24 protein-coding genes and 1 riboswitch are annotated in these 24493 nt (G+C 65.3%); of the genes, 5 read left to right on the top strand and 19 right to left on the bottom strand.

Going from position 1 to position 24493, the window contains the following annotated elements; genetic code table 11:
• Nucleotides 1-6: 6 nt before the first annotated feature.
• The 10 genes from gcvH to ugpB all read right to left on the bottom strand — a co-directional run bounded on the left by gcvH (nt 7) and on the right by ugpB (nt 9440).
• A complete protein-coding gene (gene gcvH / locus GN330_RS17020; RefSeq protein ID WP_156713922.1) occupies nt 7-375 on the bottom strand; it encodes a glycine cleavage system protein GcvH in 369 nt (122 codons plus the stop codon).
• 4 nt (nt 376-379) lie between these two features.
• The gene (gcvT, locus tag GN330_RS17015) at nt 380-1483 is read right to left on the bottom strand and encodes a glycine cleavage system aminomethyltransferase GcvT (RefSeq protein ID WP_156713921.1); all 1104 of its coding nucleotides are present in this window, start codon (nt 1481-1483) and stop codon (nt 380-382) included.
• Between the two features lie 151 nt (nt 1484-1634).
• Nucleotides 1635-1720: riboswitch (glycine riboswitch) on the bottom strand.
• A gap of 180 nt (nt 1721-1900) precedes the next feature.
• Nucleotides 1901-2284, bottom strand: a complete 384-nt coding sequence (locus GN330_RS17010; RefSeq protein ID WP_156713920.1) for a helix-turn-helix domain-containing protein — start codon at nt 2282-2284, stop codon at nt 1901-1903.
• 98 nt (nt 2285-2382) lie between these two features.
• Nucleotides 2383-3216 carry an S-formylglutathione hydrolase gene (gene fghA, locus GN330_RS17005; RefSeq protein WP_197435233.1) on the bottom strand — a complete coding sequence of 278 codons (834 nt, stop codon included), beginning with the start codon at nt 3214-3216 and terminating at the stop codon, nt 2383-2385.
• A gap of 196 nt (nt 3217-3412) precedes the next feature.
• On the bottom strand, nt 3413-3928 hold the full coding sequence (locus GN330_RS17000; protein WP_156713918.1) for a YaiI/YqxD family protein: 516 nt from the start codon (nt 3926-3928) through the stop codon (nt 3413-3415).
• Between the two features lie 117 nt (nt 3929-4045).
• A complete protein-coding gene (locus GN330_RS16995) occupies nt 4046-5170 on the bottom strand; it encodes an S-(hydroxymethyl)glutathione dehydrogenase/class III alcohol dehydrogenase (RefSeq protein WP_156713917.1) in 1125 nt (374 codons plus the stop codon).
• 92 nt (nt 5171-5262) lie between these two features.
• Nucleotides 5263-6327 (bottom strand): sn-glycerol-3-phosphate ABC transporter ATP-binding protein UgpC, encoded by a 1065-nt coding sequence (ugpC, locus tag GN330_RS16990; RefSeq protein ID WP_156713916.1) that lies wholly within the window; start codon nt 6325-6327, stop codon nt 5263-5265.
• A gap of 7 nt (nt 6328-6334) precedes the next feature.
• On the bottom strand, nt 6335-7171 hold the full coding sequence (ugpE, locus tag GN330_RS16985; protein WP_156714265.1) for a sn-glycerol-3-phosphate ABC transporter permease UgpE: 837 nt from the start codon (nt 7169-7171) through the stop codon (nt 6335-6337).
• 8 nt (nt 7172-7179) lie between these two features.
• Nucleotides 7180-8061: a sn-glycerol-3-phosphate ABC transporter permease UgpA gene (ugpA, locus tag GN330_RS16980; RefSeq protein WP_156713915.1), complete on the bottom strand. Its 882-nt coding sequence runs from the start codon at nt 8059-8061 to the stop codon at nt 7180-7182.
• A 62-nt stretch (nt 8062-8123) separates the two neighbouring features.
• Nucleotides 8124-9440, bottom strand: coding sequence for a sn-glycerol-3-phosphate ABC transporter substrate-binding protein UgpB (ugpB, locus tag GN330_RS16975; protein ID WP_156713914.1), 1317 nt, complete (start codon nt 9438-9440; stop codon nt 8124-8126).
• A gap of 435 nt (nt 9441-9875) precedes the next feature.
• On the opposite strand from ugpB, the gene GN330_RS16970 reads away from it, so the two are divergent.
• Nucleotides 9876-11888 (top strand): acetyl-CoA carboxylase biotin carboxylase subunit, encoded by a 2013-nt coding sequence (locus tag GN330_RS16970; RefSeq protein WP_156713913.1) that lies wholly within the window; start codon nt 9876-9878, stop codon nt 11886-11888.
• Nucleotides 11889-12179: 291 nt separating this feature from the next.
• Nucleotides 12180-15662 carry a DNA polymerase III subunit alpha gene (gene dnaE, locus GN330_RS16965; protein ID WP_246188745.1) on the top strand — a complete coding sequence of 1161 codons (3483 nt, stop codon included), beginning with the start codon at nt 12180-12182 and terminating at the stop codon, nt 15660-15662.
• A gap of 231 nt (nt 15663-15893) precedes the next feature.
• Here the strand turns inward: dnaE and GN330_RS16960 are convergent, their stop codons facing one another.
• From GN330_RS16960 to GN330_RS16950, 4 genes are all read right to left on the bottom strand, one after another.
• A complete protein-coding gene (locus tag GN330_RS16960; RefSeq protein WP_156713911.1) occupies nt 15894-16130 on the bottom strand; it encodes a hypothetical protein in 237 nt (78 codons plus the stop codon).
• 197 nt (nt 16131-16327) lie between these two features.
• On the bottom strand, nt 16328-16474 hold the full coding sequence (locus GN330_RS23520) for a hypothetical protein (RefSeq protein WP_197435211.1): 147 nt from the start codon (nt 16472-16474) through the stop codon (nt 16328-16330).
• A gap of 147 nt (nt 16475-16621) precedes the next feature.
• Entirely contained in the window at nt 16622-16828 is a 207-nt protein-coding gene (locus GN330_RS16955) for a cold-shock protein (RefSeq protein WP_156713910.1), read from the bottom strand.
• Between the two features lie 197 nt (nt 16829-17025).
• Nucleotides 17026-18351 (bottom strand): DNA polymerase IV, encoded by a 1326-nt coding sequence (locus tag GN330_RS16950; protein ID WP_156713909.1) that lies wholly within the window; start codon nt 18349-18351, stop codon nt 17026-17028.
• Nucleotides 18352-18416: 65 nt separating this feature from the next.
• Here GN330_RS16950 and GN330_RS16945 point away from each other — a divergent pair, with 65 nt between their 5' ends.
• The gene (locus GN330_RS16945; RefSeq protein ID WP_156713908.1) at nt 18417-18992 is read left to right on the top strand and encodes a GNAT family N-acetyltransferase; all 576 of its coding nucleotides are present in this window, start codon (nt 18417-18419) and stop codon (nt 18990-18992) included.
• Nucleotides 18993-19032: 40 nt separating this feature from the next.
• Here the strand turns inward: GN330_RS16945 and GN330_RS16940 are convergent, their stop codons facing one another.
• Complete coding sequence (locus GN330_RS16940; RefSeq protein ID WP_156713907.1) at nt 19033-19686, bottom strand: hypothetical protein; 654 nt, start codon at nt 19684-19686, stop codon at nt 19033-19035.
• The gene (locus tag GN330_RS16935) at nt 19683-19985 is read right to left on the bottom strand and encodes a DUF3572 domain-containing protein (protein WP_425487178.1); all 303 of its coding nucleotides are present in this window, start codon (nt 19983-19985) and stop codon (nt 19683-19685) included. Before GN330_RS16935 ends, GN330_RS16940 begins: the two co-directional genes overlap by 4 nt.
• Nucleotides 19986-20179: 194 nt before the next feature.
• On the opposite strand from GN330_RS16935, the gene GN330_RS16930 reads away from it, so the two are divergent.
• A complete protein-coding gene (locus tag GN330_RS16930; protein WP_156713905.1) occupies nt 20180-20551 on the top strand; it encodes a response regulator in 372 nt (123 codons plus the stop codon).
• 37 nt (nt 20552-20588) lie between these two features.
• On the top strand, nt 20589-21962 hold the full coding sequence (locus GN330_RS16925; RefSeq protein WP_156713904.1) for a PleD family two-component system response regulator: 1374 nt from the start codon (nt 20589-20591) through the stop codon (nt 21960-21962).
• Nucleotides 21963-22350: 388 nt separating this feature from the next.
• Here the strand turns inward: GN330_RS16925 and rpmG are convergent, their stop codons facing one another.
• From rpmG to GN330_RS16910, 3 genes are all read right to left on the bottom strand, one after another.
• Nucleotides 22351-22518: a 50S ribosomal protein L33 gene (gene rpmG, locus GN330_RS16920; protein WP_156713903.1), complete on the bottom strand. Its 168-nt coding sequence runs from the start codon at nt 22516-22518 to the stop codon at nt 22351-22353.
• A 170-nt stretch (nt 22519-22688) separates the two neighbouring features.
• A complete protein-coding gene (locus tag GN330_RS16915; RefSeq protein WP_197435210.1) occupies nt 22689-23525 on the bottom strand; it encodes a helix-turn-helix domain-containing protein in 837 nt (278 codons plus the stop codon).
• A gap of 70 nt (nt 23526-23595) precedes the next feature.
• On the bottom strand, nt 23596-24381 hold the full coding sequence (locus GN330_RS16910) for a TSUP family transporter (protein ID WP_156713901.1): 786 nt from the start codon (nt 24379-24381) through the stop codon (nt 23596-23598).
• Nucleotides 24382-24493: the final 112 nt, after the last annotated feature.

The raw sequence follows: 24493 nt of genomic DNA, 5'->3' as shown, positions 1-24493 counted from the left end.
GAATCCTTATCCGATCATCGCGTTATAGGCGGTTTCGTCCATCAGGCCGTCGAGCTGGCCCGCATCGGCGAGTTTCATCTTCCACAGCCAGCCGTCGCCGGTGGCGGCGGTATTGATCAGGCCGGGTTCGGCCGAAAGCGTGTCGTTGACGCCGGTCACCTCGCCGTCGGCCGGCGCGTAGACATCCGACGCGGCCTTGACCGATTCGACCACCACGGCCGTGTCGCCCTTGGCCAGTGTCGCGCCGACCTCCGGCAGGTCGACGAACACCAGGTCGCCCAATTGTTCCTGGGCGTAGTCGGTAATGCCGACCGTGGCGATGTCGCCTTCGACCCGGATCCATTCGTGATCGTCGGTGAAATAGGTTTTGGTCATTCGATTATCCTCTGAGATAGCGATGGGGCGTGAAGGGAAGGGCGTGCACGGCAACGGGAACCCGCGTGCCGCGCACCTCGGCGGCGAGTTGCGTTCCCGCCCGCGCGAGGTCGACATTGACGTAACCCATGGCGACGGGATGGCCGGCGGAAGGCCCGAATCCGCCCGAGGTGACGCGGCCGGCGACGCTGCCGTCCTGTGCGTAGAGCGTCGCGCCGGCGCGCACCGGCTGGCGGCCTTCCGGCTTCAGCCCGACGCGTTTTTGCGCCGCCCCCGCCATGATCGCCGCGCGTAGCGCCTCTGCCCCGACGAAATCGCCGGTCTCGCGCACCGGTTTAGGGACCGCCCACAACAGCGCCGCCTCGACCGGGGTTGTTTCGGCGGAAATGTCCTGGCCGTGCAGGCACAGCCCGGCCTCCAGCCGCAGACTGTCGCGCGCCGCAAGGCCGATCCATTCCACGTCGTCGTCCGAGGTCAGCCGCGCGACCAGCGCGCGCGCGTCGGTTTCCGGCAGCCCGATCTCGAACCCGTCCTCGCCGGTATAGCCCGAGCGCGACACGAACCAGTCCGGCTTGGGCTCGCGCCCGTGCATGAAATAAAGCCCGTCCGTCGCCACGCCGGCGCGGTTGAGCGCGGCCTCGGCCTGCGGACCCTGCAGCGCCAGGAAAACCCGCTCCAGGGGCTCAATCTCGGCATCGAAATCCGCCGCCAGCGCACGCAGATGCGCCTCGTCGGCGGCCGCGTTGCCGGCATTGGCCACGATCATGAACCGCGTGTCGCCGAGCCGGGTGACGATCAAATCGTCGCGAATGCCGGCCTTGTCGTCGAGAAAAAACGTCAGCCGCGCCTGGGATGGCGTCATCTCTCCCGGCTCGAACGGGCAGGCGCGGGCGATCAAGGCGACCGCGCCCGGTCCGGAGATCGCAAACAGCTTCATGTGGGAAATATCGAACAACCCGGCCTTCTCGCGCACGTGAAGATGTTCCTTCATCACGCCGAGCGGATAGGTGATCGGCATCGACCAGCCGGCGAAGGGGCCGAACCGGGCGCCGGCCTGTTCATGGATATCGTGCAGGGGCAGTTTTTGTGCCGTTTCGGTCGTCGTCATTGCTTCTCCAAAGAAACGCGTTGCCGTCCGTCTTGTGACGGACGAATCGCGCCCCTCTGTCGGAAGCCTGAGAGACTCGCACTGCCGGAACTCTGTCGGCGGCGCTTACACCTTCGGCGCGGGGATCACCCCCCGACTTTCCAGAGCGTCTTGACCTGCTGCGGTTCTTTTGCCTGAGAGATTTCGGGCGATTTCCCCTTCGGCGGCCGTAAACGGCTCTCTCCCGCAAGCAGGCCGGGCTTTCGGCCCGAGACGAGGCGGACCTTACCCTAGTGTTATCGCCTTGTCACGAGGCGCGCGCCGGGCAATCTGGGGAGAGGCCGACGGCGCCGGTCGCACCCTGGGCGCGGTGACCTGGCAGCCGGGCCGGGTGGAGGGAATGCCGCGGTGCGGCCGGCCTCGGAGGGACCGTTTGCCTCAGCGCTCGTCTTCGAGCCGGCCGAGTTCGCGTTGGACGCGCTCGATGATGCGGCCGGTGTCCTCATGCATGCGCTTGAGGCGCTCGAGCTGCGCCGTGATCGCGGCATAGGGGTCGGGGCCGATATCGTCCTCGGGCGCGTCGCCGACGCCGTGCAGCAGCCAGATCATGTTGACGTTCAGAACGCCGGCGAGCAACGACAGCCGTTCCACGCCCGGTTCCGAGCGGTCGCTTTCCCATTGCTCGATCGTCTTTTGCTTGACGCCGACGCGGCGGGCGAGCTGGCCCGTGCTCAGGCCGAGCGAGTCACGCGTGCGTGACAGCCGCCCGCCAAAGGTATCGGTGTCGGGCGCGCGGCGGTGTATCGATGTGACGACGGCCATGAAATCTTCTGCCTCCTGGGCTTCGGTTTCGGTTTTATCCTAACTGCGCTGGCCGGGGCGGGAAGCACGCCAAGCGTCATTGCAGGTCGCGATTGACCCTAGGCAAGACGCTGCGCGTGCCAGCGCAAATGGTCCTCCATGAAGGTGGAGATGAAGAAATAGGAATGGTCGTAACCCTCCTGCATGCGCAGGGTGAGCGATATGCCGGCCTTCTTGCAGGCCTCTTCCAGCAGCCACGGCTTCAGCCCTTCCTCGAGGAATCCGTCCGCAGTGCCCTGGTCGACCATAATCTCGCCGAAGCGGTGGCCGTCCTCGATCAGCAGGCAGGCATCGTGGACGCGCCAGGCGTCCTCATCCGCGCCGAGATACCGTTCGAAGGCTTTTTTCGACCAGTCCGAAGTCGACGGGCTGACGATCGGTGCGAAGGCCGAGCAGCTCTTGAAGCGCTTCGGGTTTTTCAGCGCCACGGTCAGCGCGCCGTGCCCGCCCATCGAATGCCCGAAAATTCCCTGGCGGTTCATATCGGCGGGAAAATTTTGGGCAATCAGCGCCGGCAGTTCCTCGGTGACGTAGGAATACATGCGATAATGCGCATCGTAGGGCGCTTGCGTGGCATCGACGTAGAAACCGGCGCCGGAGCCGAACTGCCAGTCCTGCGCGTCGTCGGGCACGGTTTCGCCGCGCGGGCTGGTGTCGGGACACACCACGATCAGCCCGAGTTCGGCGGCAAGGCGGCGATACTCGCCCTTGTCCATGACGTTCTGGTGCGTGCAGGTCAGGCCCGACAGGTACCACATCACCGGGCAGGGCGCCTCGGCCGCCTGCGGCGGCACGAATACCGCGAAAGTCATGTCGCAGGCGCAACTTGCGGATGCGTGCGTATAAACGCCTTGGATGCCGCCGTGGGATTTTGCCGTCGAAACTGTTTTCATGCTCATCAAGTCTCTGCCGGCGCATGGGGCCGGTCGTCTGGTTTGAAAAAAGGGCGTGCTTCGCCGAGCGTGCGGCGGCGGGAAGGGCTTGGTCCTAACATGGCAACGCGCGATTCCAAACCCCCGCCGGGTGCGCGGCCGCGCCGGCGCGGCTTTTCCGCAGCTGCGACCCGTTCTCGGCGCGTGTGTTGTCGCCTCAGGCCGGCGCAGTCGGGGAAGGGGGCGCCTGACGCGCGGCGTTGAGCGCCTGGCGCACGCTTCTGTCGAGCGCGCCCAGGAAAGCGGAGCGGTCGCGGGCCGAAAAGCCGCGATTATAACCCTTGATCTCGCCGGTCTCGCGCAGATGCTGCTTCAAATCGCGCATGGCGAGCGCCATGCCGATCGAGGCTTCGCTGAAGGGTTTGCCGGTCGGGCCCAGAACGTGAACCTCTTTCGCCACTAGCCGGGCGGCGAGCGGAATGTCGGCGGTTACCGCGATGTCGTTTTTGGCCGCGTGGTCCACGATCCAGTCATCGGCCGCGTCCGCGCCCTTGGCCACCACCACGTGGCGCACCATCGGATCGCGCGACGGCCGCAAGCCGCCATTGGCCACGAAGGTAACGACGAGCCCGTGGCGCTCGGCCACCCGCATCACCTCCTCCTTCACCGGGCAGGCATCGGCGTCGACCAGGATCGCCGGGGTGATGGTTGATTGGGATGTGTCGCGGTCCATGTCGTCTCGTTGAGCTGCGATGGCGCGCCCCGTGGCGCTCCGGGCGATTGCGGCGGCTGCCGGGTCACGGGCTGCCGGCGGGAGATGGCTGGGCTGGAGGCTTTCGCCTCCGCGGTTTCAGTACACCACGACGCTTCTGATGCTTTCGCCCTTGTGCATGAGGTCGAAGCCTGTGTTGATCTCGTCGAGGGCGAGTGTGTGGGTGATCATCGGGTCGATCTCGATCTTGCCGTCCATGTACCAGTCGACGATCTTCGGCACGTCGGTGCGGCCCCTGGCGCCGCCGAAGGCGGTGCCCTTCCAGGTGCGGCCGGTGACGAGCTGGAACGGCCGGGTCGAAATCTCCTGGCCGGCGCCGGCGACCCCGATGACGATGCTCTCGCCCCAGCCGCGATGGGCGCTTTCCAGCGCCTGGCGCATCACCTTGACATTGCCGGTGCAGTCGAACGTGTAGTCGGCCCCGCCGATCTGGTCGGCGCCGCGCTTGGTCATGTTGACGATCTCGGCCACCACGTCGTCGACTTCCGTCGGGTTGACGAAATGCGTCATGCCGAATTTCTCGCCCCACGCCTTCTTGTCGTTGTTGAGGTCGACGCCGATGATCCGGTCGGCGCCGGCCAGCCGCAGGCCCTGGATGACGTTCAGGCCGATGCCGCCCAGCCCGAACACGGCCGCCGTGGCGCCGATCTCGACCTTTGCCGTGTTGATGACGGCGCCGATGCCGGTGGTGACCCCGCAGCCGATATAGCAGATCTTGTCGAACGGCGCGTCCGGATGGACCTTGGCCAGCGCGATCTCGGGCAGCACGGTGAAGTTCGAAAAGGTCGAGCAGCCCATATAGTGGTGGATCTTGTCCTTGCCGATCGAGAACCGGCTGGTGCCGTCGGGCATCAGGCCTTGCCCTTGCGTGGCGCGGATCGCGGTGCACAGATTGGTCTTCTGCGACAGGCAGGACGGGCACTGGCGGCATTCGGGCGTATAAAGCGGGATGACGTGGTCGCCCTTTTTCAGGCTTTCCACGCCCGGCCCGACATCGACCACCACGCCGGCGCCCTCATGGCCGAGGATCGCCGGAAAAATCCCCTCCGGATCGGCGCCCGACAGCGTGAACTCGTCGGTGTGGCAGATACCCGTCGCCTTGATCTCGACCAGAACCTCGCCGGCCCGCGGCCCCTCAAGATCGACCTCCATCACCTCAAGCGGCTTGCCCGCCCCAACCGCAACAGCCGCTCGTGTCTTCATGGCCTAACTCCTTCGCATTCGCTCCGGGCAGGGTTTCAGGAAATCGCGCCGTCTTCAAGCCGTCCGCTGCTCGTCGCCGCGGGGCCGGGATGTCAGCCGCCGGTCCTGATGCGTTTGCCGTTGCCGTCGAACAGGCACAGATAGGCCGGATCGAAACGCATGGGGCAGGTCGCGCCGGTCTCCGGCACCTCGGCGATGCCCTCCTGGCGCACCGTGATCTGGGTGCCGTCGCCGAGCGCGACATGGACGAGGGTTTCGGCGCCCAGCGGCTCGACATACCGCATCGTGCCGGTCAGCATCGCCTCGCCGGCCGCGCACAGCGCCATGTGTTCGGGCCGCAGCCCGACCAGCATATTCTCGCCGCCCGCCGCGACTGCGCGCGCCAGCGGGTCGGGCAGATCCGTGTCGGGGCCGGCGAATTCGCGCGGCGCGATGAAATTCATCGGCGGCGAGCCGATGAAGCCGCCGACGAACACCGTTTCGGGGTCCTGGTAGACGTCGAGCGGCGCGCCGATCTGCTCGGCCACGCCGGCATTCATCACGATCATCCGGTCGGCAAGCGTCATCGCCTCGACCTGGTCATGGGTGACATAGAGGGAAGTCACGCCAAGATCGCGCTGCAACCCTTTGATTTCAAGGCGCATTTGCACGCGCAGCTTGGCGTCGAGATTGGACAGCGGCTCGTCGAACAAAAACGCCGCCGGCTTGCGCACGATCGCCCGGCCCATCGCCACGCGCTGGCGCTGGCCGCCCGACAATTCGCGCGGCCTGCGCTGCAGGAATTCCTCCAGCTGCAGCATCTGGGCGGCTTTCGCCACGCGCTCGGCAATCTCCGCCTTCGGCCTGCCGGCGATCTTCAGCCCGTAGGCCATGTTGTCGAACACGCTCATATGCGGATAAAGCGCGTAGCTCTGGAACACCATGGCGACGTTGCGATCCATCGGCTCGAGATCGTTGACCCGCTTGCCGTCAATGGCGATCTCGCCGCTGGTGACGGTTTCCAGCCCCGCGACCATGCGCAAAAGCGTCGACTTCCCGCAACCCGACGGGCCGACGATGACAATCAGTTCGCCATCGGCGATCTCGGCGTCGATACCGTGGATGACCTCGGTCTTGCCGTAGGATTTGCGGATCGATTTCAGGCTGATCGTCGACATCGGCGCCCTATTTCTCGGTCTCGATCAGACCCTTGATGAACAGGTTCTGCATGAAGATCACCACGGCCACCGGCGGGATCATCGCCAGGATCGCGGTCGCCATGATCACCGGCCAGTTGGCGAGGTCGTCGCCGGAGGGAAACATCTGCTTGATGCCCATGACGATGGTGTTCATCGACGGATCCGTGGTCACCAGGAGCGGCCACAAATACTGGTTCCAGCCGTAGATGAACAGGATGACGAACAGCGCGGCGATGTTGGTGCGCGACATCGGCAACAGGATGTCGAAGAAAAACCGCATCGGCTTGGCGCCGTCCACCCGCGCGGCCTCGGCGAGTTCGTCCGGCACGGTCATGAAGAACTGGCGGAACAGGAAAGTCGCGGTCGCCGAGGCGATCAGGGGCAGGATCAGGCCGGAATAGCTGTTCAGCATGCCGAAATTCGCCGCCACCTCGTAGGTCGGCACGATGCGGACCTCGACCGGCAGCATCAGGGTGAGAAAGATCAGCCAGAAGAACAGTTTGCGGGCCGGGAAGCGGAAATAGACGATGGCGAACGCCGACAGCAGCGAGATCAGGATCTTGCCGAGCGCGATGCCGAGCGCCATCACGGTGGAGTTGACCAGCATGCGCCACACCGGCGCGTTGACCCCCGAAAGCAGCGCGTCGCGGTAGTTTTCGTAAAACTTGTCGCCGGGCAGCAGCGGCATGGGCGGGCGCACGATATCCTGCTGCTCCACCGTCGAGGCGACGAAGGCCAGATAGATCGGAAAGCAGATGAAGGCGAGGCCGACGATCAGCCCCAGATGGGTGAGCCACAGGCCGCGGCCGGTCTTTTCCACCATGCCCGACATCAATAGTGCACCCGTCTTTCGATGTAGCGGAACTGGATGATGGTCAGCGCGCCGACCACCACCAGCAGGATCACCGACTGCGCCGCCGAGGAGCCGAGATCCTGGCCGACGAACCCGTCGGCATAGACCTTGTAGACCAGGATGGTGGTGTCCTGGCGCGGCCCGCCGGCAGTAATCGTGTGGATGACGCCGAAGGTCTCGAAGAAGGCGTAGACGATGTTGACCACCAGGAGAAAAAACGTCGTCGGCGACAAAAGCGGGAAGATGATGGTCCAGAACCGCTTCCAGAAGCGGGCCCCGTCGATCGCCGCCGCCTCGATCACGCTTTTCGGGATCGCCTGCAGCCCGGCCAGGAAGAACAGGAAATTATAGCTGATGCGCCCCCAGGCCGATGCCAGAACTACCAGCGCCATCGCCTCGTTGCCGTTGAGGACATGGTTCCAGTTGTAGCCCAGCACGTCGAGATACCAGCTCACCAGCCCTACATTCGGGTTGAACATGAACAGCCACAGCACGCCGGCGACGGCCGGCGCCACTGCGTAGGGCCAGATCAGCAAGGTGCGATAGGTGCCCGAGCCCTTGATGATCCGGTCGGCCATCACCGCCAGCCACAGCGCGGTCGCCATCGAGACGACTGTCACCAGGACGGAAAACACCGCCGTCGTGCGGAACGAGGCCAGATAATACGGGTCGGTGAGCAGGAAGATGAAATTGCCGAAACCGACAAACTGCGTACGCAGGCCGAACGGGTCGGGAATGAAGGCCGACTGGTAGATCGCCTGGCCGGCCGGCCAGAAGAAGAACACCGCCGTCACCACCACCTGCGGCAGGACAAGCAGCAGCGGCAGGGTCCATCCCTTGAAGGTGACGCGTTTTTCCATAATGCGGCCACGGCAGGCGCGAGGGCGGCGAAACGCCGTCCCCGCGCGGGTTCACGACTGTGTCAGCGGTTGGCCTGTTCGAAGCGGCGCAAAAGCTGATTGCCGCGTTCCACCGCATTGTCGAGCGCGGCCTGGGCGGCCTTGTCGCCCGACCACACCGCTTCCAGCTCCTCGTCGATTATGGTGCGGATCTGGTCGAAACTGCCGAGCCTGAGGCCCTTCGAATTGCCCGTCGGCGCCTTGCCGGTCATCTGGATGATGGCGACGTCGGTGCCGGGATTGGCGTCGTAAAAACCGTCCGCCTTGGTCTTTTCATAAGCCGCGGTGGTGATCGGCAGGTAGCCTGTGTCCTGATGCCACTTGGCCTGGATGTCGGCGGTCGACAGGAAGCTCAGGAAGGCGGCGACGCCTTTATATTCCTCCGGCTCGTGCCCGGACAGGACCCACAGCGACGAGCCGCCGATAATGGTGTTTTGCGGGGCGCCGTCGACGTCGGACCAATAGGGCAGGGGACGGATCTCGAAATCGAACTCCGCCTCCGCCTTCACGCCCGCATAGCCGGCCGAGGATTCGGTAAAGAACGCGCATTCGCCGCCGCGGAAATTGGCGCCGCCCTCGTTGCGCCGCCCGGCATAGACGAACTTGCCGTCCTTGGCCCATTGCCCCATCGCGTCGATATGCTTGACCTGCACCGGGCCGTTGAAGGCGAGCTCGGTGTCGAGCCCGGTGAAGCCGTTTTCCTTCGTGGCGAAGGGAACGTTGTGGTAGGCGGACAGGTTTTCCAGATGCACCCAGCTCTGCCATGCGGTGGTCAGCGGGCAGCCATGGCCGGATGCTTTCAGGGTGTCGAGCGCCTCGCCGACCTTTTCCCACGTCGACAGATCCATGTCGGGATCGAGCCCGGCGCCCTCCAGCGCGTCGCGGTTGACGTACAGCACCGGCGTCGAGGAATTGTAGGGCAGCGACAGCATCTGGCCGTCCGGCGTGGTGTAATAGCCCTTGACCGCGCCCAGATAGGCGTCTGCGTCGAACGGCGCGCCGCCTTCGGCCATCACCTCGTAAACCGGCTTGATCGCGCCCTCTGCCGCCATCATGGTGGCGGTTCCGACCTCGAACACCATCAGGATGTGCGGCTGTTCGCCGGCCCGGAAGGCAGCGATGCCGGCATTCAGCGCCTCGGAATAATTACCCTTGTGTGAGGCAACGACGGTGTAGTCGGATTGGGAGGCATTGAATTTTTCGACCTGCTCGGCCAGCAGATCGCCAAGCCGGCCGGTGAAGGCGTGCCACCATTGTATCTCTGTCGCGGCCGAGGCCGCCCCGGGCAGCGCCACCGTCGCGACAGCCGCGCCGGCCAATACGAGGTTCTTGAACGTCATGAGCTTTCCTCCCGCATTATTATGGTGCCTCGGTCGGATCGATCAGTCATCCGCAACCGCGGCCCCTGGTCGGGTTTTCCCGCCAGAAGAGCGAAGGTTTCAACTTTCTCGGATGCGAGTCAATTGAAGATCGTCGTCGCCCGAACACGGTCGAACGGCGCGTGTCGCTGGGCGGGCGGCCGTCGCCGGGTTTCATGCGGCGATATTGCAGGTGTCGGTCGGTCGAAACCCGGCAACCGTCGTCATCCGCACGCTCGGCTCGATCGCACTCACCCACGCGACCGGGCGCCGCATCCGCATCCTGGCCAAGGTTTCGATCGGGATCGGCCTGTTCGGCGCGGCGTCATTTTTAGGCAAGGCCGATCGCGGCGGTAGCTTGAGACCGGCCGCGCTATTCCCTAAAAGAACACTCCATCCGGAGGGGACGCCTGTTCGATGTTCAAGAAGATTTTGATCGCCAATCGCGGCGAGATCGCCTGCCGCGTCATCAAGACGGCGAGGAGGATGGGCATCGCCACCGTCGCCGTCTATTCCGACGCCGATCGTGACGCCGTCCACGTCGAGATGGCCGACGAGGCGGTGCATATCGGGCCGCCGCCCGCGGCCGACAGCTATCTCGTCGCCGATAGGATCATCGCCGCCTGCAAAGAGACCGGAGCCGAGGCGGTTCACCCTGGTTATGGTTTCTTGTCGGAGCGCGCGTCCTTCTGCGAGGCGCTTGAAGCCGACGGCATCGTTTTCATCGGCCCCAAGCCGCGAGCGATTCGCGCCATGGGCGACAAGATCGAATCGAAGAAATTCGCCAACGAGGCCAAGGTCAGCACAGTGCCCGGCTTCCTCGGCGAAATCGAGGATGCCGATCATGCCGAGCGGATCTCCGATGAGATCGGCTATCCGGTAATGATCAAGGCCTCGGCCGGCGGCGGCGGCAAGGGCATGCGCATCGCCTGGACCAGGGATGAGGTGCGCGATGGCTTCGACCGCGCCCGTTCCGAGGCCAGAAGCTCGTTCGGCGACGACCGCATATTCATCGAAAAATTCATCGTCGAGCCACGCCATATCGAGATCCAGGTGCTGGCTGATGCCCATGGCAACGCCATCCATCTCGGCGAACGCGAATGCTCCATCCAGCGCCGCAACCAGAAGGTGGTCGAAGAGGCGCCGTCGCCCTTTCTCGACCAAAAGACCCGCGCCGCCATGGGCGCGCAGGCCGTGGCGCTGGCCCGCGCCGTCGACTATCAGAGCGCCGGCACGGTCGAGTTCATCGTCGACAAGGACCGCAATTTCTTCTTCCTGGAGATGAACACCAGGCTTCAGGTCGAGCATCCGGTGACCGAGCTCGTGACCGGCATCGATCTGGTCGAACAGATGATCCGCGTCGCCGCCGGCGAAAAGCTGGCGCTTTCCCAGGACGACATCCGGCTGAACGGCTGGGCGATCGAGAGCCGGCTCTACGCCGAGGATCCCTACCGCAATTTCCTGCCCTCGATCGGCCGCCTGACGCGCTATCGCCCGCCGTCCGAGGGGCGCCATGGCGATGTCGTCGTGCGCAACGACACCGGCGTCACCGAGGGCGCGGAAATTTCGATGTTCTACGATCCGATGATCGCCAAATTGTGTACCTGGGCGCCCGACAGGGCGACCGCGATCGAGGCGATGTCGGATGCGCTCGACGAATTCGTCGTCGACGGCATCGAGCACAACATTCCCTTCTTGTCAGCCCTGATGCGCCATCCGCGCTGGCGCGAGGGGCGGCTGTCGACCGGCTTCATCGCCGAGGAATATCCCGACGGGTTCGCCCCCGCAAAACCCAATGACGAGGAAAAGGCGATCCTGGCCGCGGTGTCGCTGTCGGTTGAATTGCTGCGCAAGGACCGCCTCGACAGGTTGTGCGGACGGTTGGCGCCGCATTCCGGCGCGACCAAGCCGGACTGGGTGGTCAGGCTCGACGACGACTATGTTTCCGTCTCCATCGCCGAGGGCATGATTTCGCTGCCGCTGGAGGTCGACGTCCAGGTGGAGGGCGGTGAGCCGGTGACCGTGGCCTCGTCGTGGCGGCCGGGCGAGATCGTTTGGAAGGGGCGGGTCGGCGGGCGGCGCGTCATCGCACAGTTGCGGCCGGTGCTGAACGGCATGCGCATCGCCTGGCAGGGGCTTGCGGTGAACGCGCGCGCCATGCCGCCGCGTACCGCCGAACTCGACCGGTTGATGCCGAAAAAACTGCCGCCCGACACCTCCAACATGCTGTTGTGCCCGATGCCGGGCCTGGTCGTGTCGATCGCGGTGACGGAAGGCCAGGAGGTCAAGGCCGGCGAGACGCTGGCCGTGGTCGAGGCGATGAAGATGGAAAACGTGCTGCGCGCCGAACGCGACCTGACCGTGCTCAAGGTCAATGCGGTCGCCGGCGACAGCCTGTCCGTCGACGCCGTCATCATGGAGTTCGAGTAGGCGCGGCGCCGTCGCGCACCACGATCCCGGTGCGCGCAAAGGCCGGGCAAGCAACCGCAATGGACCCCGCAAGCCCGCGCCTTGGTGCCGGCTCGCGGGGTTCATTGCGTCATAAATCCGCAAACTGCGCGCCGGTGTCATGAACCTTGTGACAAAGCGCGCCCTGCCTCTCGACCGATGCCGCGCGATCGGAAACAATCCGCCGCGAGGACCCGAGTCCGACCACAGCGAACGAGAGACCCACCGATGGCATCCCCACGCCCCCCGCGCGATCCGCTCTTGCGCGCCGCCATGCAGGCCGCGGCCGCGCCGGCGCCGGCCGCGCGGCCCTTCATCCATTTGCGTGTGCATTCGGCCTATTCCCTGCTGGAAGGCGCGCTGCCGATCGGCAAGATCGTCGGCCACGCCGTCAAGGATTGTGCACCGGCGATCGCGATCGCCGACACCAATAATCTGTTCGGCGCGCTCGAATTCGCCCAGAAGGCGGTCAAGGACGGTATCCAGCCGATCATGGCCTGCCAGCTCGACACGTTTTTCGAAGGCGAGGACGCGTCCAGTCAACGCTCCGCCCGCGACACTCGCCCCGACCTTGCCGGGCTGGTGCTGATCGCAGCCGACGAGACCGGTTACGCCAATCTGGTGCGGCTGGTCAGCCGCGCCTATCTGGAAACGCCGGCCGGTGCGCCCGTCCACGTCACGACCGGCTGGCTCGCCGAGAGCGCGCCCGGCCTGATCTGCCTGACCGGCGGTGCGAACGGGCCGATCGGCCGCGCGCTTGTCGCCGACCACGCACCGCTGGCGGAAGCTCGGCTGCTGCATCTGCGCGATCTGTTCGGCGACCGGCTTTATGTCGAGCTGCAGCGCCACGAGGGTTATGACCGGGCCGTCGAGGCGGCCCAGATCGATCTCGCCTACCGGCACGATTTGCCGCTGGTGGCCACCAACGAGGCGTTTTTTCCCGCCCGCGAGGATTACGAGGCGCACGACGCGCTGATCGCGATCGCCGAGGGCACGGTGATCGCCGTCGACGAGCGCCGCAAGCTCACCCCCGATCACTATCTCAAAAGCCAGGCCGAGATGGCGGCGCTGTTTTCCGATCTGCCGGAAGCGATCGACAATACTGTCGAGATCGCGCTGCGCTGCTCTTACTATCCGAAAAACCGCGCCCCCATCCTGCCGCGTTTCGCCGCCGATTCAGGCGAGGACGCGGAGGCGGCCGAAAAGGCGGAGGCCGAGGAACTGAAGCGTCAGGCGCGCGAGGGTCTGGCCAACCGAATTCACACGCTCGGCCTGAGCGCGGGCTATGGCGAACAGGACTACAGCCAGCGCCTCGAGCACGAGCTCTCCATCATAGAGCGGATGAAATATCCGGGCTACTTTCTGATCGTCGCCGACTTCATCAAATGGGCCAAGGCGCACGACATTCCCGTTGGCCCCGGCCGCGGCTCGGGCGCGGGTTCGCTGGTCGCCTACGCGCTCACCATCACTGATGTCGATCCGTTGCGCTTTTCGCTGCTGTTCGAGCGTTTTCTCAATCCCGACCGCGTGTCGATGCCCGATTTCGACATCGATTTCTGCCAGGACCGGCGCGACGAGGTCATCCGCTACGTCCAGGATAAATACGGCCGCGACCAGGTCGCCCAGATCATCACCTTCGGCACCTTGCAGGCGCGTGCGGTGCTGCGCGATGTCGGCCGCGTCCTGCAGATGCCCTACGGGCTGGTCGACCGGTTGACCAAGATGGTGCCGGCCAACCCGGCCAATCCGGTCAAGCTCGCCGATGCGATCGCCGCCGAGCCGCGCTTCCAGGAAGAGCTGGAAAAGGAGCCGATCGTCGAGCAACTGCTGGAGATGGCGCAGAAGCTGGAGGGGCTCTACCGCCACGCCTCCACCCATGCCGCCGGCATCGTGATCGGCGACCGGCCGCTCTCGGAACTGGTGCCGATGTATCGCGATCCGCGCTCCGACATGCCGGTCACCCAGTTCAACATGAAGAAGGTCGAGGATGCCGGACTGGTCAAGTTCGACTTTCTCGGCCTGAAGACGCTGACCGTGCTGGAAACGGCGGTCAGGCTCATCCGCCGCAAGGGCATCGAGATCGATCTGTCGAAAATCCCGCTCGACGATCCCGACACCTACGCCATGCTGGCGCGCGGCGAGACGGTCGGCATCTTCCAGGTGGAATCGGCCGGCATGCGCAAGGCGCTGATCGGCATGAAACCGGATCGCATCGAGGACATCATCGCCCTGGTCGCGCTCTACCGCCCCGGCCCGATGGAAAACATCCCCACCTACAACGCGCGCAAGCACGGCGAGGAGGAGATCGCCTCGATCCATCCCAAGATCGATCATCTGGTCAAGGAGACGCAGGGCGTCATCGTCTACCAGGAACAGGTGATGCAGATCGCCCAGGAACTGGCCGGCTACACGCTCGGACAGGCCGACCTTCTGCGCCGCGCCATGGGCAAGAAGATCCGCGCCGAGATGGAAAAGCAGCGCGCGGTTTTCGTCGACGGCGCGACCGAGCGCGGCGTCGGCAAGCAGCAGGCCGACTTCATCTTCGACCTTCTGGCCAAGTTCGCCGATTACGGCTTCAACAAGTCGCACGCCGCCGCCTATGCGATCGTGTCCTACCAGACCGCCTATCTGAAGGCGCATCATCCGGTCGAGTTCCTGGCCGCCTCGATGACGCTCGACATGGGCAACACCGACAAGCTGGCCGATTTCCGCCAGGACGCCATCCGCCTCGGCATCGAGGTCGTGCCGCCCTCGGTGCAGACCTCGCACCGGGATTTCGAAGTCGGCGACAACCGCATCTTCTATTCGCTGGCCGCCATCAAGGGGGTGGGCGACGCCGCCGTCGAGCACATCGTCGAAAAACGCCGCGAAAAACCGTTTTCAAGCCTGGAGGATTTTTCTGGCCGGGTCGATCCGCGCATCGTCGGCAAGCGCGTCTTCGAAAGCCTGGTCCAGGCCGGCGCGCTCGACTGTTTCGGGCGCGAGCGCGCGGCGCTGTTTGCCGGCGTGGAACTGATGATGGGGCTTGCCCAGCGCGCGGCCGAAAACGCGCTCTCGGGCCAGTCCGATATTTTCGGCGCTGCGCTCGCCGGCGAACCGGAGCGCCTGCGCCTGCCCGACGCCGCGCCCTGGCTGCCGGCCGACAAGCTGCACCGCGAATTCCAGGTTGTCGGGTTTTATCTCTCCGCCCACCCGCTCGACGAATACAAGGACGCGCTCAAGAAGATGCGGGTGCAGAGCTGGACGGAATTTTCCGCCGCCGTCAAACGCGGCGCGTCCGCCGGGCGGCTGGCCGGCACCGTCACCTCGAAACAGGAGCGCAAGACCCGCACCGGCAACAAGATGGGCGTGGTCAATTTCTCCGACGTCAGCGGCCAGTTCGAGGCGGTGCTGTTTTCCGAGGCGCTGGCCCAGTTCCGCGACCTGCTCGAGGCCGGCCGCTCGGTGGTCATCACGGTTGCCGCCGAGGACCGGCCGGAGGGCGTCAACCTGCGCATCCAGACCGTGCAGTCCCTGGAGGACGAGGCAAGCCGGCTGCAAAAGGCGCTACGGATCTATCTGCGCGATTCCGGCCCGGTTTCCGCGCTCGCCAACCAGCTCGGCCAGCGCGGCGAGGGCGAGGTGTCGCTGGTGCTGATCAAGCCGGGCGGGGCCGGCGAGGTCGAGATCGCGCTTCCCGAGCGCTACCGTATCTCGCCGCAAATTGCCTCGGCGCTGCGCGCCGTGCCCGGCGTGGTCGAGGTCGAACTGGTGTAGCGGCCGGCCGCCGCGCCCTGCCTCCACCTTGCGAGGGAACGTCTTTCCTGCGCTTGCGCGGGCAAAGCCTGGCGAGGGCCTGGAAAAGACAAGAGGGAGATCGGCCCCCGCTGATCGAAGGGCCAAACCGCAACTCGACGTCCTGGCAAAGCCAGGCGTCGGATCGTGCAAGAGGGGGAGCGTTTTTAAGGATCGGCCCGCGCGGGAAACCGGCCCTCGGCGCCTGGCTCGTCAGGAGGCCGCCTGCTTTTTGCGCGGCGCGCGCCTGGCGCGCGCCGGCGCGGCCTTGACCGTGCCGGCCTCCTTTTCCGCCATCGCCAGGCGCAGCTTGCGCAGCCGGGCGGTTTTCTTGTCGCGGGCCGTGACTTCTTCCTGGATGATCGACTGCGCGACCGCCGTGGTCTGTTCGGCCTTGGTCGAGGTCGACCGTGATCGGGGAGCGGCGGTAAAGTCGGAGATGGAGCGCATCGATCGATCCTTTGAGCTGGTTAGAGCAATTCCAAAAAAGTGCGAAGCGGTTTTGCGTCCGGAATTGCGTATAACGAATAGATGGTGTGTCTTCGGCGATCCGGCTTTTCTGGACGCGCTCCGGATGATATCGGCCGCGCTCCGGCAACGGGGCGGGCAATTCCTCTTATGTGGCGGCGCGCGCGGGACGGCGGCCGCTATTTCTTCGGCGTGCGTGTGCCGGTCGCGTTGGTGTTGGCGGCCAGCTTGACCGCCGATCCGAACGGCGCGGCCGCCGCCTGCGGTTTCTTGTCCTTCTTCGGCTTCCTGACTTCCCGGTTGCTGCGTTGCTGGCCTTTGGCCATCACGATCACTCCTGATATGCGGGTTGGCCTTGGCCAACAAAAAAGCGGGGAATCATTCCCCGCTTCCTGGTGCCGGCTTGCGCCGGCGCGCGATCCGGAAAGGAAACTGCCAGTACATCCGTGGTCAGCTCCCATGTCCGGCGCGTGTTACATGACCTTGAGGTTCGCCGCGGACTGGCGTCCCCGGCCGTCGTCTTCGAGGTCGAATTCGAGCTTCTGGCCTTCAACCAGACCGCCGAGGCCGGCCCGATCGAGCGCGCTGATGTGGACGAACACGTCCTTTTCGCCATCTTCGCGGGTGATGAAGCCAAAGCCTTTTTGGCCATTGTAGAATTTTACGGTACCGGTAGGCATGCAGTCATTCCTTGGAAACGATGCGCCGCGATCATGCCGCGCCGCGTGAGAGAAAAATATCGATTTCTGGAATGAGAATGGCGGGTCGAAAGCCTCTGACGCCGCGAAAAGCCAAACCTGGCCCAAATAACGATAACACCTAGATAGGCGTTAATTGCGGCTTATTCAAGGGCGTGGTCGAAAGCCGGCCTTGCCATTCAGCCCTCCCGCTGCGGGCGGCCGCGATTGCCCTTGCCGAACGTGTAGCCGGTCTCCACGGCTTTCTTGCCGAATTTTTCCCGAAGGACGTCGACGGCACCCTCGGCGAGCGCGCGCTTGCGCGCCGCCGTGTCGACCAGATCCGAGGGATCGGCGCGGTCGTCGGGCGCAAGGTCGGCTACCCCGATGCCGATCAGCCGGTAGCGGGTGCCGTCGGTCTCTTTCTCCAGAAGCCCGAGCCCGGTCGAAAAAATCCGGTCGGCGAGCCGCGTCGGGTCGGAAAGCCGCCGGTTGCGGGTGCGGATCTTGAAATCGTGCGTCTTCAGCTTCAGCGTCACCGTGTGTCCGGCGATGCCGGCTTTCTTCAGCCGTGCCGAGACCGTTTCCGACAGCGCGCGCAGCACCGGCACCAGGTCTCCGGGCGCGGCGAGATCGATGTCGAAAGTGGTTTCGGCCGAAACGCTCTTCGCGCCGTGCTCGGCATGCACCCGGCGCGTGTCCTGGCCGCGGGCGAGATGGTAGAGCCGGTCGCCCATCGTGCCGTAGCGTTTCATCAGCGTGCCGCGCTCCATCGTCTGCAACTGCGCGATCTGGGTGATGCCGTCCCGCGCCAGCGTGGCGGCGAACGCCTTGCCGACGCCCCAGATCAGCGTTACCGGCTGTTCGGCCAGAAAATCGAGCGCCTCGGCCTCGCCGATGACGGCGAAGCCGCGCGGCTTGTTGAAGTCGGAGGCTACCTTGGCGAGAAATTTGCAATAGGACAGCCCCACCGAGACCGTGATGCCGACCTCGCGTTCGACCTGGCGCGCGAACCGCGCCAAAACGATCGCCGGCGCCATGCCGTGCAGTTTCTGGGTGCCGGACAGGTCGAGAAAGGCTTCGTCGATCGAGATCGGCTCGACCAGCGGCGTCAACGCCTGCATCATCCGGCGCACCTCGCGCCCGACCAGGACATATTTTTCCATGTCTGGCTTGATCACCACCGCCTCGGGACAGGCCTCCAGCGCCTTGAACATCGGCATCGCCGAACGCACGCCCTTGATGCGGGCGATGTAGCAGGCCGTCGAGACCACGCCGCGTTTGCCGCCGCCGATGATCAGCGGCCGGTCGCGCAATTCGGGCCGGTCGCGCTTTTCCACCGCGGCGTAAAATGCGTCGCAGTCGATATGGGCGATCGAAAGCCGGTGGAGTTCGGCGTGGCGCAGCAGCCTTGGGCTGCCGCACGCCGCGCAGCGCCGCGCCGCCGCATCCGCCTGCGGGCGCAGGCAGTCGCGGCAAAAACCGGCCTCGGGATCGTTGACAGCAAACGTCATGGCTGCGAACATAAGCGGAACAAACCAAATAGTAATTGAGACGGGCCCGTGAGACAAGCGGCCTGGAAGGGGATCGCATGGCCACACGGATCGAGCCGCTGACAGCCGAATTGTGGCCGGCGCTGGAGGATTTGTTTGGCCGCCAGGGTGCCTGTTACGGCTGCTGGTGCACGCATTTTCGCCTGCCGCCGGCCACGCGGCGGCAAAACAACCGCGAAAGCAACCGCGCGCATTTCATGACCCGCGTCGAGACCGGGCCGCCGCCCGGCCTGATCGCGATCGAGGACGGCATCGCCATGGGCTGGATGCAGATCGGCCCGCGCGCCGACGTGCCCGAATGGAACAATCAAGGCCGCGTCTCGGCGCCGCTTTCGCCGGACGAACGCGACGATGCCGGGGTCTGGGCGGTGTCGTGTTTTTTCGTCCGCGCCAGGGCGCGCGGCCAGGGTCTTACCCATCTTCTGGTCACAGCCGGCATCGATCATGCGCGGGCCGGCGGCGCGCGGCTGATCGATGCCTGCCCGATAACCGAATCCAAAAGCGCGCGCCCGGTCGGCCTGTTCGTCGGTTCGGCCCGCGTTTTCGAAAAGGCCGGCTTCGAGCGCGTGGCCGAGCGCAAGGCCGGCCGCCCCCTGATGCGCATGGTGTTGTAGCGACGGTTTCGCCATCGGCGACGCGGCCGCCGCCGCGAGTTCAAAGCCGCAGCGCGCCCGCGATTTTCGGCGTGGCGTCCGGCCAGTCATCGACCACCGCGATGCCATCGGCCGGCGGCGGCAGCAGCCGGCGCAGCGAGTTGTCGGACATCAGATGGAACAGATGCGCGTCGGCGACGCTGGCGCGGGCCGAGGCCAGATTGTGGGGAAGGTCGTCGACGAAGGCGACCGGCCGCTTCTTGTCGCCCCTGAGCGCGGCGATCGCCGGGCCCTTGGCCATTTCGGTGGTCAGCAGCGGATATGCGAGCCCGAGCGCATCGAGATGGGCACGGCGTACCGTACGGTGACGGTGCGGCATGGCGGTCAAAAGCACGATCTCGGCCCCGACCGACAGCGTTTCGAGCGCCTCGGTGGCGCCTGTCGTCATGGTCTGCCACTCGGCCTGGGCGGCGAAGAAGGCTGTAAGCAGACCCGAAACGGTCTCCCGGTCGGCCACCGCGCCGGTGTCGATCTCGGTGACGTTGCCGTGCAGCCGGAAGGTTTCCATCCCCAGCGCGAAGCCCTGCGCGGCAAGGAAGCGCGGGAACGGCCGGATGAATTCCAGGATCACGTCGTCGACATCGAGCACCAGCAGCGGGCGTGGGTCGCGCGCCAGTTCGGCGATCTGGCGCGCGGTTTCGGGATCGTCGCTCATGTCGAAGCCTGATCGTGTTCGTCGCCGCCGGGCAGGGCGCGTTGTGCCCTGCCGACCGCGGCCGGATCGATGTCGCGCGCCTCGCAAAACGCGGTCAATGTCGGCTCGTGGGCGAGAATGAAGGTCAGCACGCCGGCCAGAAAGCCGGGCTCGGCCGCCGCGCGCCGGATATCGGTCGCCTCGATGCCGGTGAGCGCGAGGAAGCGCGGCAAAAGCACCGGGTCGGCGGCAACGAAGCCGAGCGCCTGGATGGCGAGCGCTTCGGCGTTATGAGGACTGGCTGTGGCGGGCATGGGCATCGTCCGGATCGGTGGATGCGGTCAGACCTAGCCGCTTGCCCGCCGGCAGGCAAGCCGAGGTTCGGGCAGGCCGTGCGGACGGGTTTGCCTTTCGTCAATCAAATCGCGATAGCCTGTCTTATGGGAGAATCGCGCTTTTCCGGCTCATGTGCCGGCAACGTGGTCCGAAAACCTGTCGTCAGGGTGGGGCGAGCATGTCGAAGACAGTGATGATCGTCGAGGACAACGAGCTTAACATGAAGCTCTTCCGCGACCTGATCGAGGCCAGCGGGTATGCCACGGTACGCACGCGCAACGGGCTTGAAGCGCTCGATCTCGCGCGCCAGCATCGGCCGGACCTGATTTTGATGGACATCCAGCTGCCGGAAGTGTCCGGCCTGGAAGTCACGAAATGGCTGAAGGAGGATGACGACCTTCATTCCATCCCTGTCATCGCCGTGACCGCTTTCGCCATGAAGGGCGATGAGGAGCGCATCCGGCAGGGCGGCTGCGAGGCCTATATCTCCAAGCCGATCTCGGTTGGCAAGTTCATCGAGACGATCAAATCCTATCTGGGCGACGCCTGACGAACGCGCATCCACGCCGACCGAACGGAACCGGACCATGACCGCACGCATCCTCGTCGTCGACGACATTCCCGCCACCTTGAAACTGCTGGAGGCGCGGCTTCTGGCGGAGTATTTCGAGGTGCTGACGGCGACCTCCGGTCCCGAGGCCCTGAAACTGTGCCAGACCGGCAAGGTCGACGTGGTGCTGCTCGACATTCTGATGCCGGAGATGGACGGTTTCGAAGTCTGCCACCGGCTCAAGCAGGATCCGCTTACCGCGCATATTCCCGTCGTCATCGTCACCGCGCTCGACCAGGTCACCGACCGCATTCGCGGGCTGGAAGCCGGCGCCGATGATTTTTTGACCAAGCCGGTCAACGATCTCCAACTGCTGACCCGGGTCAAGAGCCTGGTGCGCCTGAAAATGTTGTCCGACGAGTTGCGCCTGCGCGCGACGACGACGCGCAATATCGGCATCGAACCCCTGCTTGCCGACACCGTCGCGGGCGACGAGGAGAGCCCGCGCGTGCTTGTGGTGGACGACGATACGCGAGCGGCCGGAGAGGTCGCCGGGCTGCTGTCTTCCTATGTGACGCCATCGGTCCAGCCCGACCCGCAGGCCGCGTGTTTCCAGATCGCGGAGGGTAATTTCGACTGTGTTTTGGTGTCGACCGGCTTCGCGCGTTTCGACCCGCTGCGGTTGTGCGCGCAATTGCGCTCTCTCGACCGCACCCGGTTCGTACCCATCATCCTGGTCGCCGAGAAGGACGAACAGCAACGCGTCACCCGTGCGCTCGAGCTCGGCGTCAACGACTATATCGTGCGGCCGCTCGACCGCCAGGAGCTGACCGCGCGGCTGCGCACCCAGGTGCGGCGCAAGCGCTATAATGACCGCCTGCGCGCCAACGTCACCGAAACCATCGCCATGGCGGTCACCGACGGGCTGACCGGGCTGCACAACCGCCGCTATCTCGACAGCCATCTCGAAACGCTGGTCGAGCGCGCCAAGGCGGGCGGGCGTCCCCTGTCGGTGATGATCACCGATCTCGACTGCTTCAAGACCGTCAACGACACCTACGGCCACGACGGCGGCGACGAGGTGCTGCGCGAGTTCGCTGAAAGGTTGCGCAGAAACGTGCGCGGCATCGACCTTGCCTGCCGTTATGGCGGCGAGGAGTTCGTCGTCGCCATGCCCGACACCGACGCGCGGGCGGCGGCCAGGATCGGCGAGCGTGTGCGCGCCGAGATCGAGGCGGCGCCGTTCGCCGTCGGGCCGGACCAGGTCGCGGTGCGGCTGACGGTCAGCGCCGGCATCGCCGCGCTCGACGGTACGGCCGATACCGCCGCCGGGCTCGTCAAGCGGGCCGACCTCGCCCTTTACGAGGCCAAGAACGGCGGACGCAACCGCGTCGTTTCGGCGGCGGCGTGAGGCGGTTTGTCCCGGCAACTGGATGAAGGAGCGACCGTCTTGTTTACGTTAACGTAAGCAAGCTGCCGCATATCCTTAATAAATAGTTGATTTCTTCGCCGCATTGCGCGAGAAATCCTTCCAACGAGAGTGCACCGCAACAGTTTTCGACGCGGGCCTCGCGACATACCCCATGATGCTCAGGTCCGCCGCATCTCCTGGGTTCCGTGGGGTTGGCCGGTCGGCGCTGACTCTCAGTGGCCTCCTCGTACCGCTGTCAGATAGCCGGCCGGCCCCCTTTTCTCCATTACGCCGATCGACCGGGCCGGGGCTTTCGCGCCGCCCGCACAACAAGAAACGCCGCCCTCGCAGGCGGCGTCATCGATGGTGCGACCGGTTTCTCGGCAGTCTATTTGATCTTCGTTTCCTTGAACTCGACATGCTTCTTGGCAATCGGGTCGTATTTGCGGAACGACATCTTTTCCGTCTTCGTCCGGCTGTTCTTGCTGGTGACGTAAAAATAGCCGGTATCGGCGGTCGACAGGAGCTTGATCTTCAGATTTGCGGCTTTGGCCATGACGTTCGTCCGTTGTTCTCGCGAAATTCCGCCGGCTTCGAACCCGCCCTTGAGGACGCGACAAAGGTCAACAGGCCGTGCAGAGTTGGCGGAGACATAAACGAGCGTCCCCGAAAGTCAAGGCCGCTGCGGCGGACCAGCTCCGCTGCGGTGCATTTTCCGCCGCGCGGTTACGGAAAGGGTGGCAGCGCGGACGGCGGCGCACCCGAAAACGCGCGAAACTCGCGCACGAGATGGGCCTGATCGGCGTAACCGCAATCGGCGGCGATAAGCGCCCAGTCCGGCCCTTCGGCGAACCGGGCCATCGTCAGAGCGCGGTTGAAGCGCACCATGCGCGCCGTCGATTTCGGCCCGATCCCGATCTCCTCGTGAAAACGCTGGTTGAGATGTTTGCGCGAACAGTCGAGCGAACGCGCCAGGGCGCCGATACGCACCGTGCCCTGGCTGGCCAGGATGCGCTCATACGCCCAGGCGACCGCGCCGTGTTGCGGCCGCGCGCGTTCCAGCCGCCGCCGCAGCACTGCCTCCACCAGGCCGAAACGGCGCCGCCAGTCGGTTTCCGCGCCGAGCCGGTCGCGCAGGCGGACGATGTCGCGATCGCCGAGATCGACGGTGTGCACCATGCGCTGTGCGATCTCGCGCATTGGAATGCCGAAAAACCGTCGGGCGCCGAGCGGGGTGAAATCGATCTGGATACATTCGGCCCGGCCGGTCGAATTCATCAGCACGAAACCCGGATAGAGCCCGGAGGTGAAACTGTCGTAGCGGTCTTCGGACGCGGGCGCGCGCCCAAGCGCGATCTGGAACGGCTCGCCGAAGCCGAGGATCAGCGGCACCGCCAGCGGCGCCATCTCGACGGCGTTGTCGAGTGCAACCCCGTTTTCGCGATATCCGAGGATCCGGACCACGTCGTCGCAAAGATCGGCATGCACAGGATGGCGCACCAGAAACGGGGCGCCGTCGAGACACCCCGCCACGGTCGTGCTGGGCGTTGGATCCTGTGCCATGTCATGCATCGTTGTGGGTCATGCTAGGCCAATCCGACGCGCCGGCCAAGCTCGGTCACCGGCGCCGGGCCTATCCCCAAAGCCAGAGGCGCAGGGGATTGCCGTCATCGACAAGCAGGCGCAGGGCCAGAACGGTACAGGTCGTCACCAGCAGCGGCTTGATCAGCTTCGCCCCCGACTTCATGGCCAGCGCCGCACCCATCCTCGCGCCGGCGAATTGCGCCGCGCCCATCACCAGGCCCGCCTCCCACGACACCACCCCAACGGCCGAGAAAACGGCGAAGGCGCCGAGATTGGAAGCGAAGTTCAACAATTTCGTGTGCGCGGTCGCCTTCAACATGCCGTAGCCGGCCAGCGTCACGAAGGCGAGCATGAAGAAAGAGCCGGTCCCGGGGCCGAAAAGCCCGTCGTAAAAGCCGATCGCCGGCACGAGCGTCACGCCGAACAGCAGCGGTGCGATCCGTCGGGCGCCGTCGACGTCGCCCATATTGGGCTTCAGCGCGAAATAGAGCGCGATCGCGACCAACAGCACCGGCAGCACCGCCTCAAGCACACCGTCCGGCACGACGGTCGCAAGCAACGCCCCGGCCGCGGCGCCGAGCGCCGACAGGACGGCGAAAGGTGCCTGGCGGCGCAGATCGACATGACCCTTGGCGGCGTAGGACAGCGTCGCCGAACCGGAGCCGAACAGCGACTGCAACTTGTTGGTGCCCAGCGCCTCGACCGGCGAAAAACCGCACAGCAATAGCGCCGGCACGGTGATCAGGCCGCCGCCGCCGGCGATCGAATCGACAAAGCCGGCCGCAAGCCCGACCAGGGCCAGCACCAAAAGCGTCTCTGTGGCGAGTTCGAACATGCAAGAAACGTTGGCGGGAAAACGACGGTGGACTTCGCCTTCGACCACAGGCTTGAGGCTTGCACAAGGCGCAAACCGCAATAGTGTGATTCCGCTCCGGGGAGGGTGGTCG

It is taken from the genome of Nitratireductor arenosus (assembly GCF_009742725.1).
Taxonomy (GTDB): domain Bacteria; phylum Pseudomonadota; class Alphaproteobacteria; order Rhizobiales; family Rhizobiaceae; genus Mangrovimarina; species Mangrovimarina arenosa.
Note: the sequence above shows the minus strand (reverse complement) of the source record. Positions and strands in the feature narration are given on the sequence as shown.

Bases quoted from the DNA above. Each gene is read 5' to 3' on its own strand.
- gcvH (WP_156713922.1), bottom strand. From the start codon at position 375: ATGACCAAAACCTATTTCACCGACGATCACGAATGGATCCGGGTCGAA.
- gcvT (WP_156713921.1), bottom strand. From the start codon at position 1,483: ATGACGACGACCGAAACGGCACAAAAACTGCCCCTGCACGATATCCAT.
- GN330_RS17010 (WP_156713920.1), bottom strand. From the start codon at position 2,284: ATGGCCGTCGTCACATCGATACACCGCCGCGCGCCCGACACCGATACC.
- fghA (WP_197435233.1), bottom strand. From the start codon at position 3,216: ATGAAAACAGTTTCGACGGCAAAATCCCACGGCGGCATCCAAGGCGTT.
- GN330_RS17000 (WP_156713918.1), bottom strand. From the start codon at position 3,928: ATGGACCGCGACACATCCCAATCAACCATCACCCCGGCGATCCTGGTC.
- GN330_RS16995 (WP_156713917.1), bottom strand. From the start codon at position 5,170: ATGAAGACACGAGCGGCTGTTGCGGTTGGGGCGGGCAAGCCGCTTGAG.
- ugpC (WP_156713916.1), bottom strand. From the start codon at position 6,327: ATGTCGACGATCAGCCTGAAATCGATCCGCAAATCCTACGGCAAGACC.
- ugpE (WP_156714265.1), bottom strand. From the start codon at position 7,171: ATGGTGGAAAAGACCGGCCGCGGCCTGTGGCTCACCCATCTGGGGCTG.
- ugpA (WP_156713915.1), bottom strand. From the start codon at position 8,061: ATGGAAAAACGCGTCACCTTCAAGGGATGGACCCTGCCGCTGCTGCTT.
- ugpB (WP_156713914.1), bottom strand. From the start codon at position 9,440: ATGACGTTCAAGAACCTCGTATTGGCCGGCGCGGCTGTCGCGACGGTG.
- GN330_RS16970 (WP_156713913.1), top strand. From the start codon at position 9,876: ATGTTCAAGAAGATTTTGATCGCCAATCGCGGCGAGATCGCCTGCCGC.
- dnaE (WP_246188745.1), top strand. From the start codon at position 12,180: ATGCAGGCCGCGGCCGCGCCGGCGCCGGCCGCGCGGCCCTTCATCCAT.
- GN330_RS16960 (WP_156713911.1), bottom strand. From the start codon at position 16,130: ATGCGCTCCATCTCCGACTTTACCGCCGCTCCCCGATCACGGTCGACC.
- GN330_RS23520 (WP_197435211.1), bottom strand. From the start codon at position 16,474: ATGGCCAAAGGCCAGCAACGCAGCAACCGGGAAGTCAGGAAGCCGAAG.
- GN330_RS16955 (WP_156713910.1), bottom strand. From the start codon at position 16,828: ATGCCTACCGGTACCGTAAAATTCTACAATGGCCAAAAAGGCTTTGGC.
- GN330_RS16950 (WP_156713909.1), bottom strand. From the start codon at position 18,351: ATGTTCGCAGCCATGACGTTTGCTGTCAACGATCCCGAGGCCGGTTTT.
- GN330_RS16945 (WP_156713908.1), top strand. From the start codon at position 18,417: ATGGCCACACGGATCGAGCCGCTGACAGCCGAATTGTGGCCGGCGCTG.
- GN330_RS16940 (WP_156713907.1), bottom strand. From the start codon at position 19,686: ATGAGCGACGATCCCGAAACCGCGCGCCAGATCGCCGAACTGGCGCGC.
- GN330_RS16935 (WP_425487178.1), bottom strand. From the start codon at position 19,985: ATGCCCATGCCCGCCACAGCCAGTCCTCATAACGCCGAAGCGCTCGCC.
- GN330_RS16930 (WP_156713905.1), top strand. From the start codon at position 20,180: ATGTCGAAGACAGTGATGATCGTCGAGGACAACGAGCTTAACATGAAG.
- GN330_RS16925 (WP_156713904.1), top strand. From the start codon at position 20,589: ATGACCGCACGCATCCTCGTCGTCGACGACATTCCCGCCACCTTGAAA.
- rpmG (WP_156713903.1), bottom strand. From the start codon at position 22,518: ATGGCCAAAGCCGCAAATCTGAAGATCAAGCTCCTGTCGACCGCCGAT.
- GN330_RS16915 (WP_197435210.1), bottom strand. From the start codon at position 23,525: ATGGCACAGGATCCAACGCCCAGCACGACCGTGGCGGGGTGTCTCGAC.
- GN330_RS16910 (WP_156713901.1), bottom strand. From the start codon at position 24,381: ATGTTCGAACTCGCCACAGAGACGCTTTTGGTGCTGGCCCTGGTCGGG.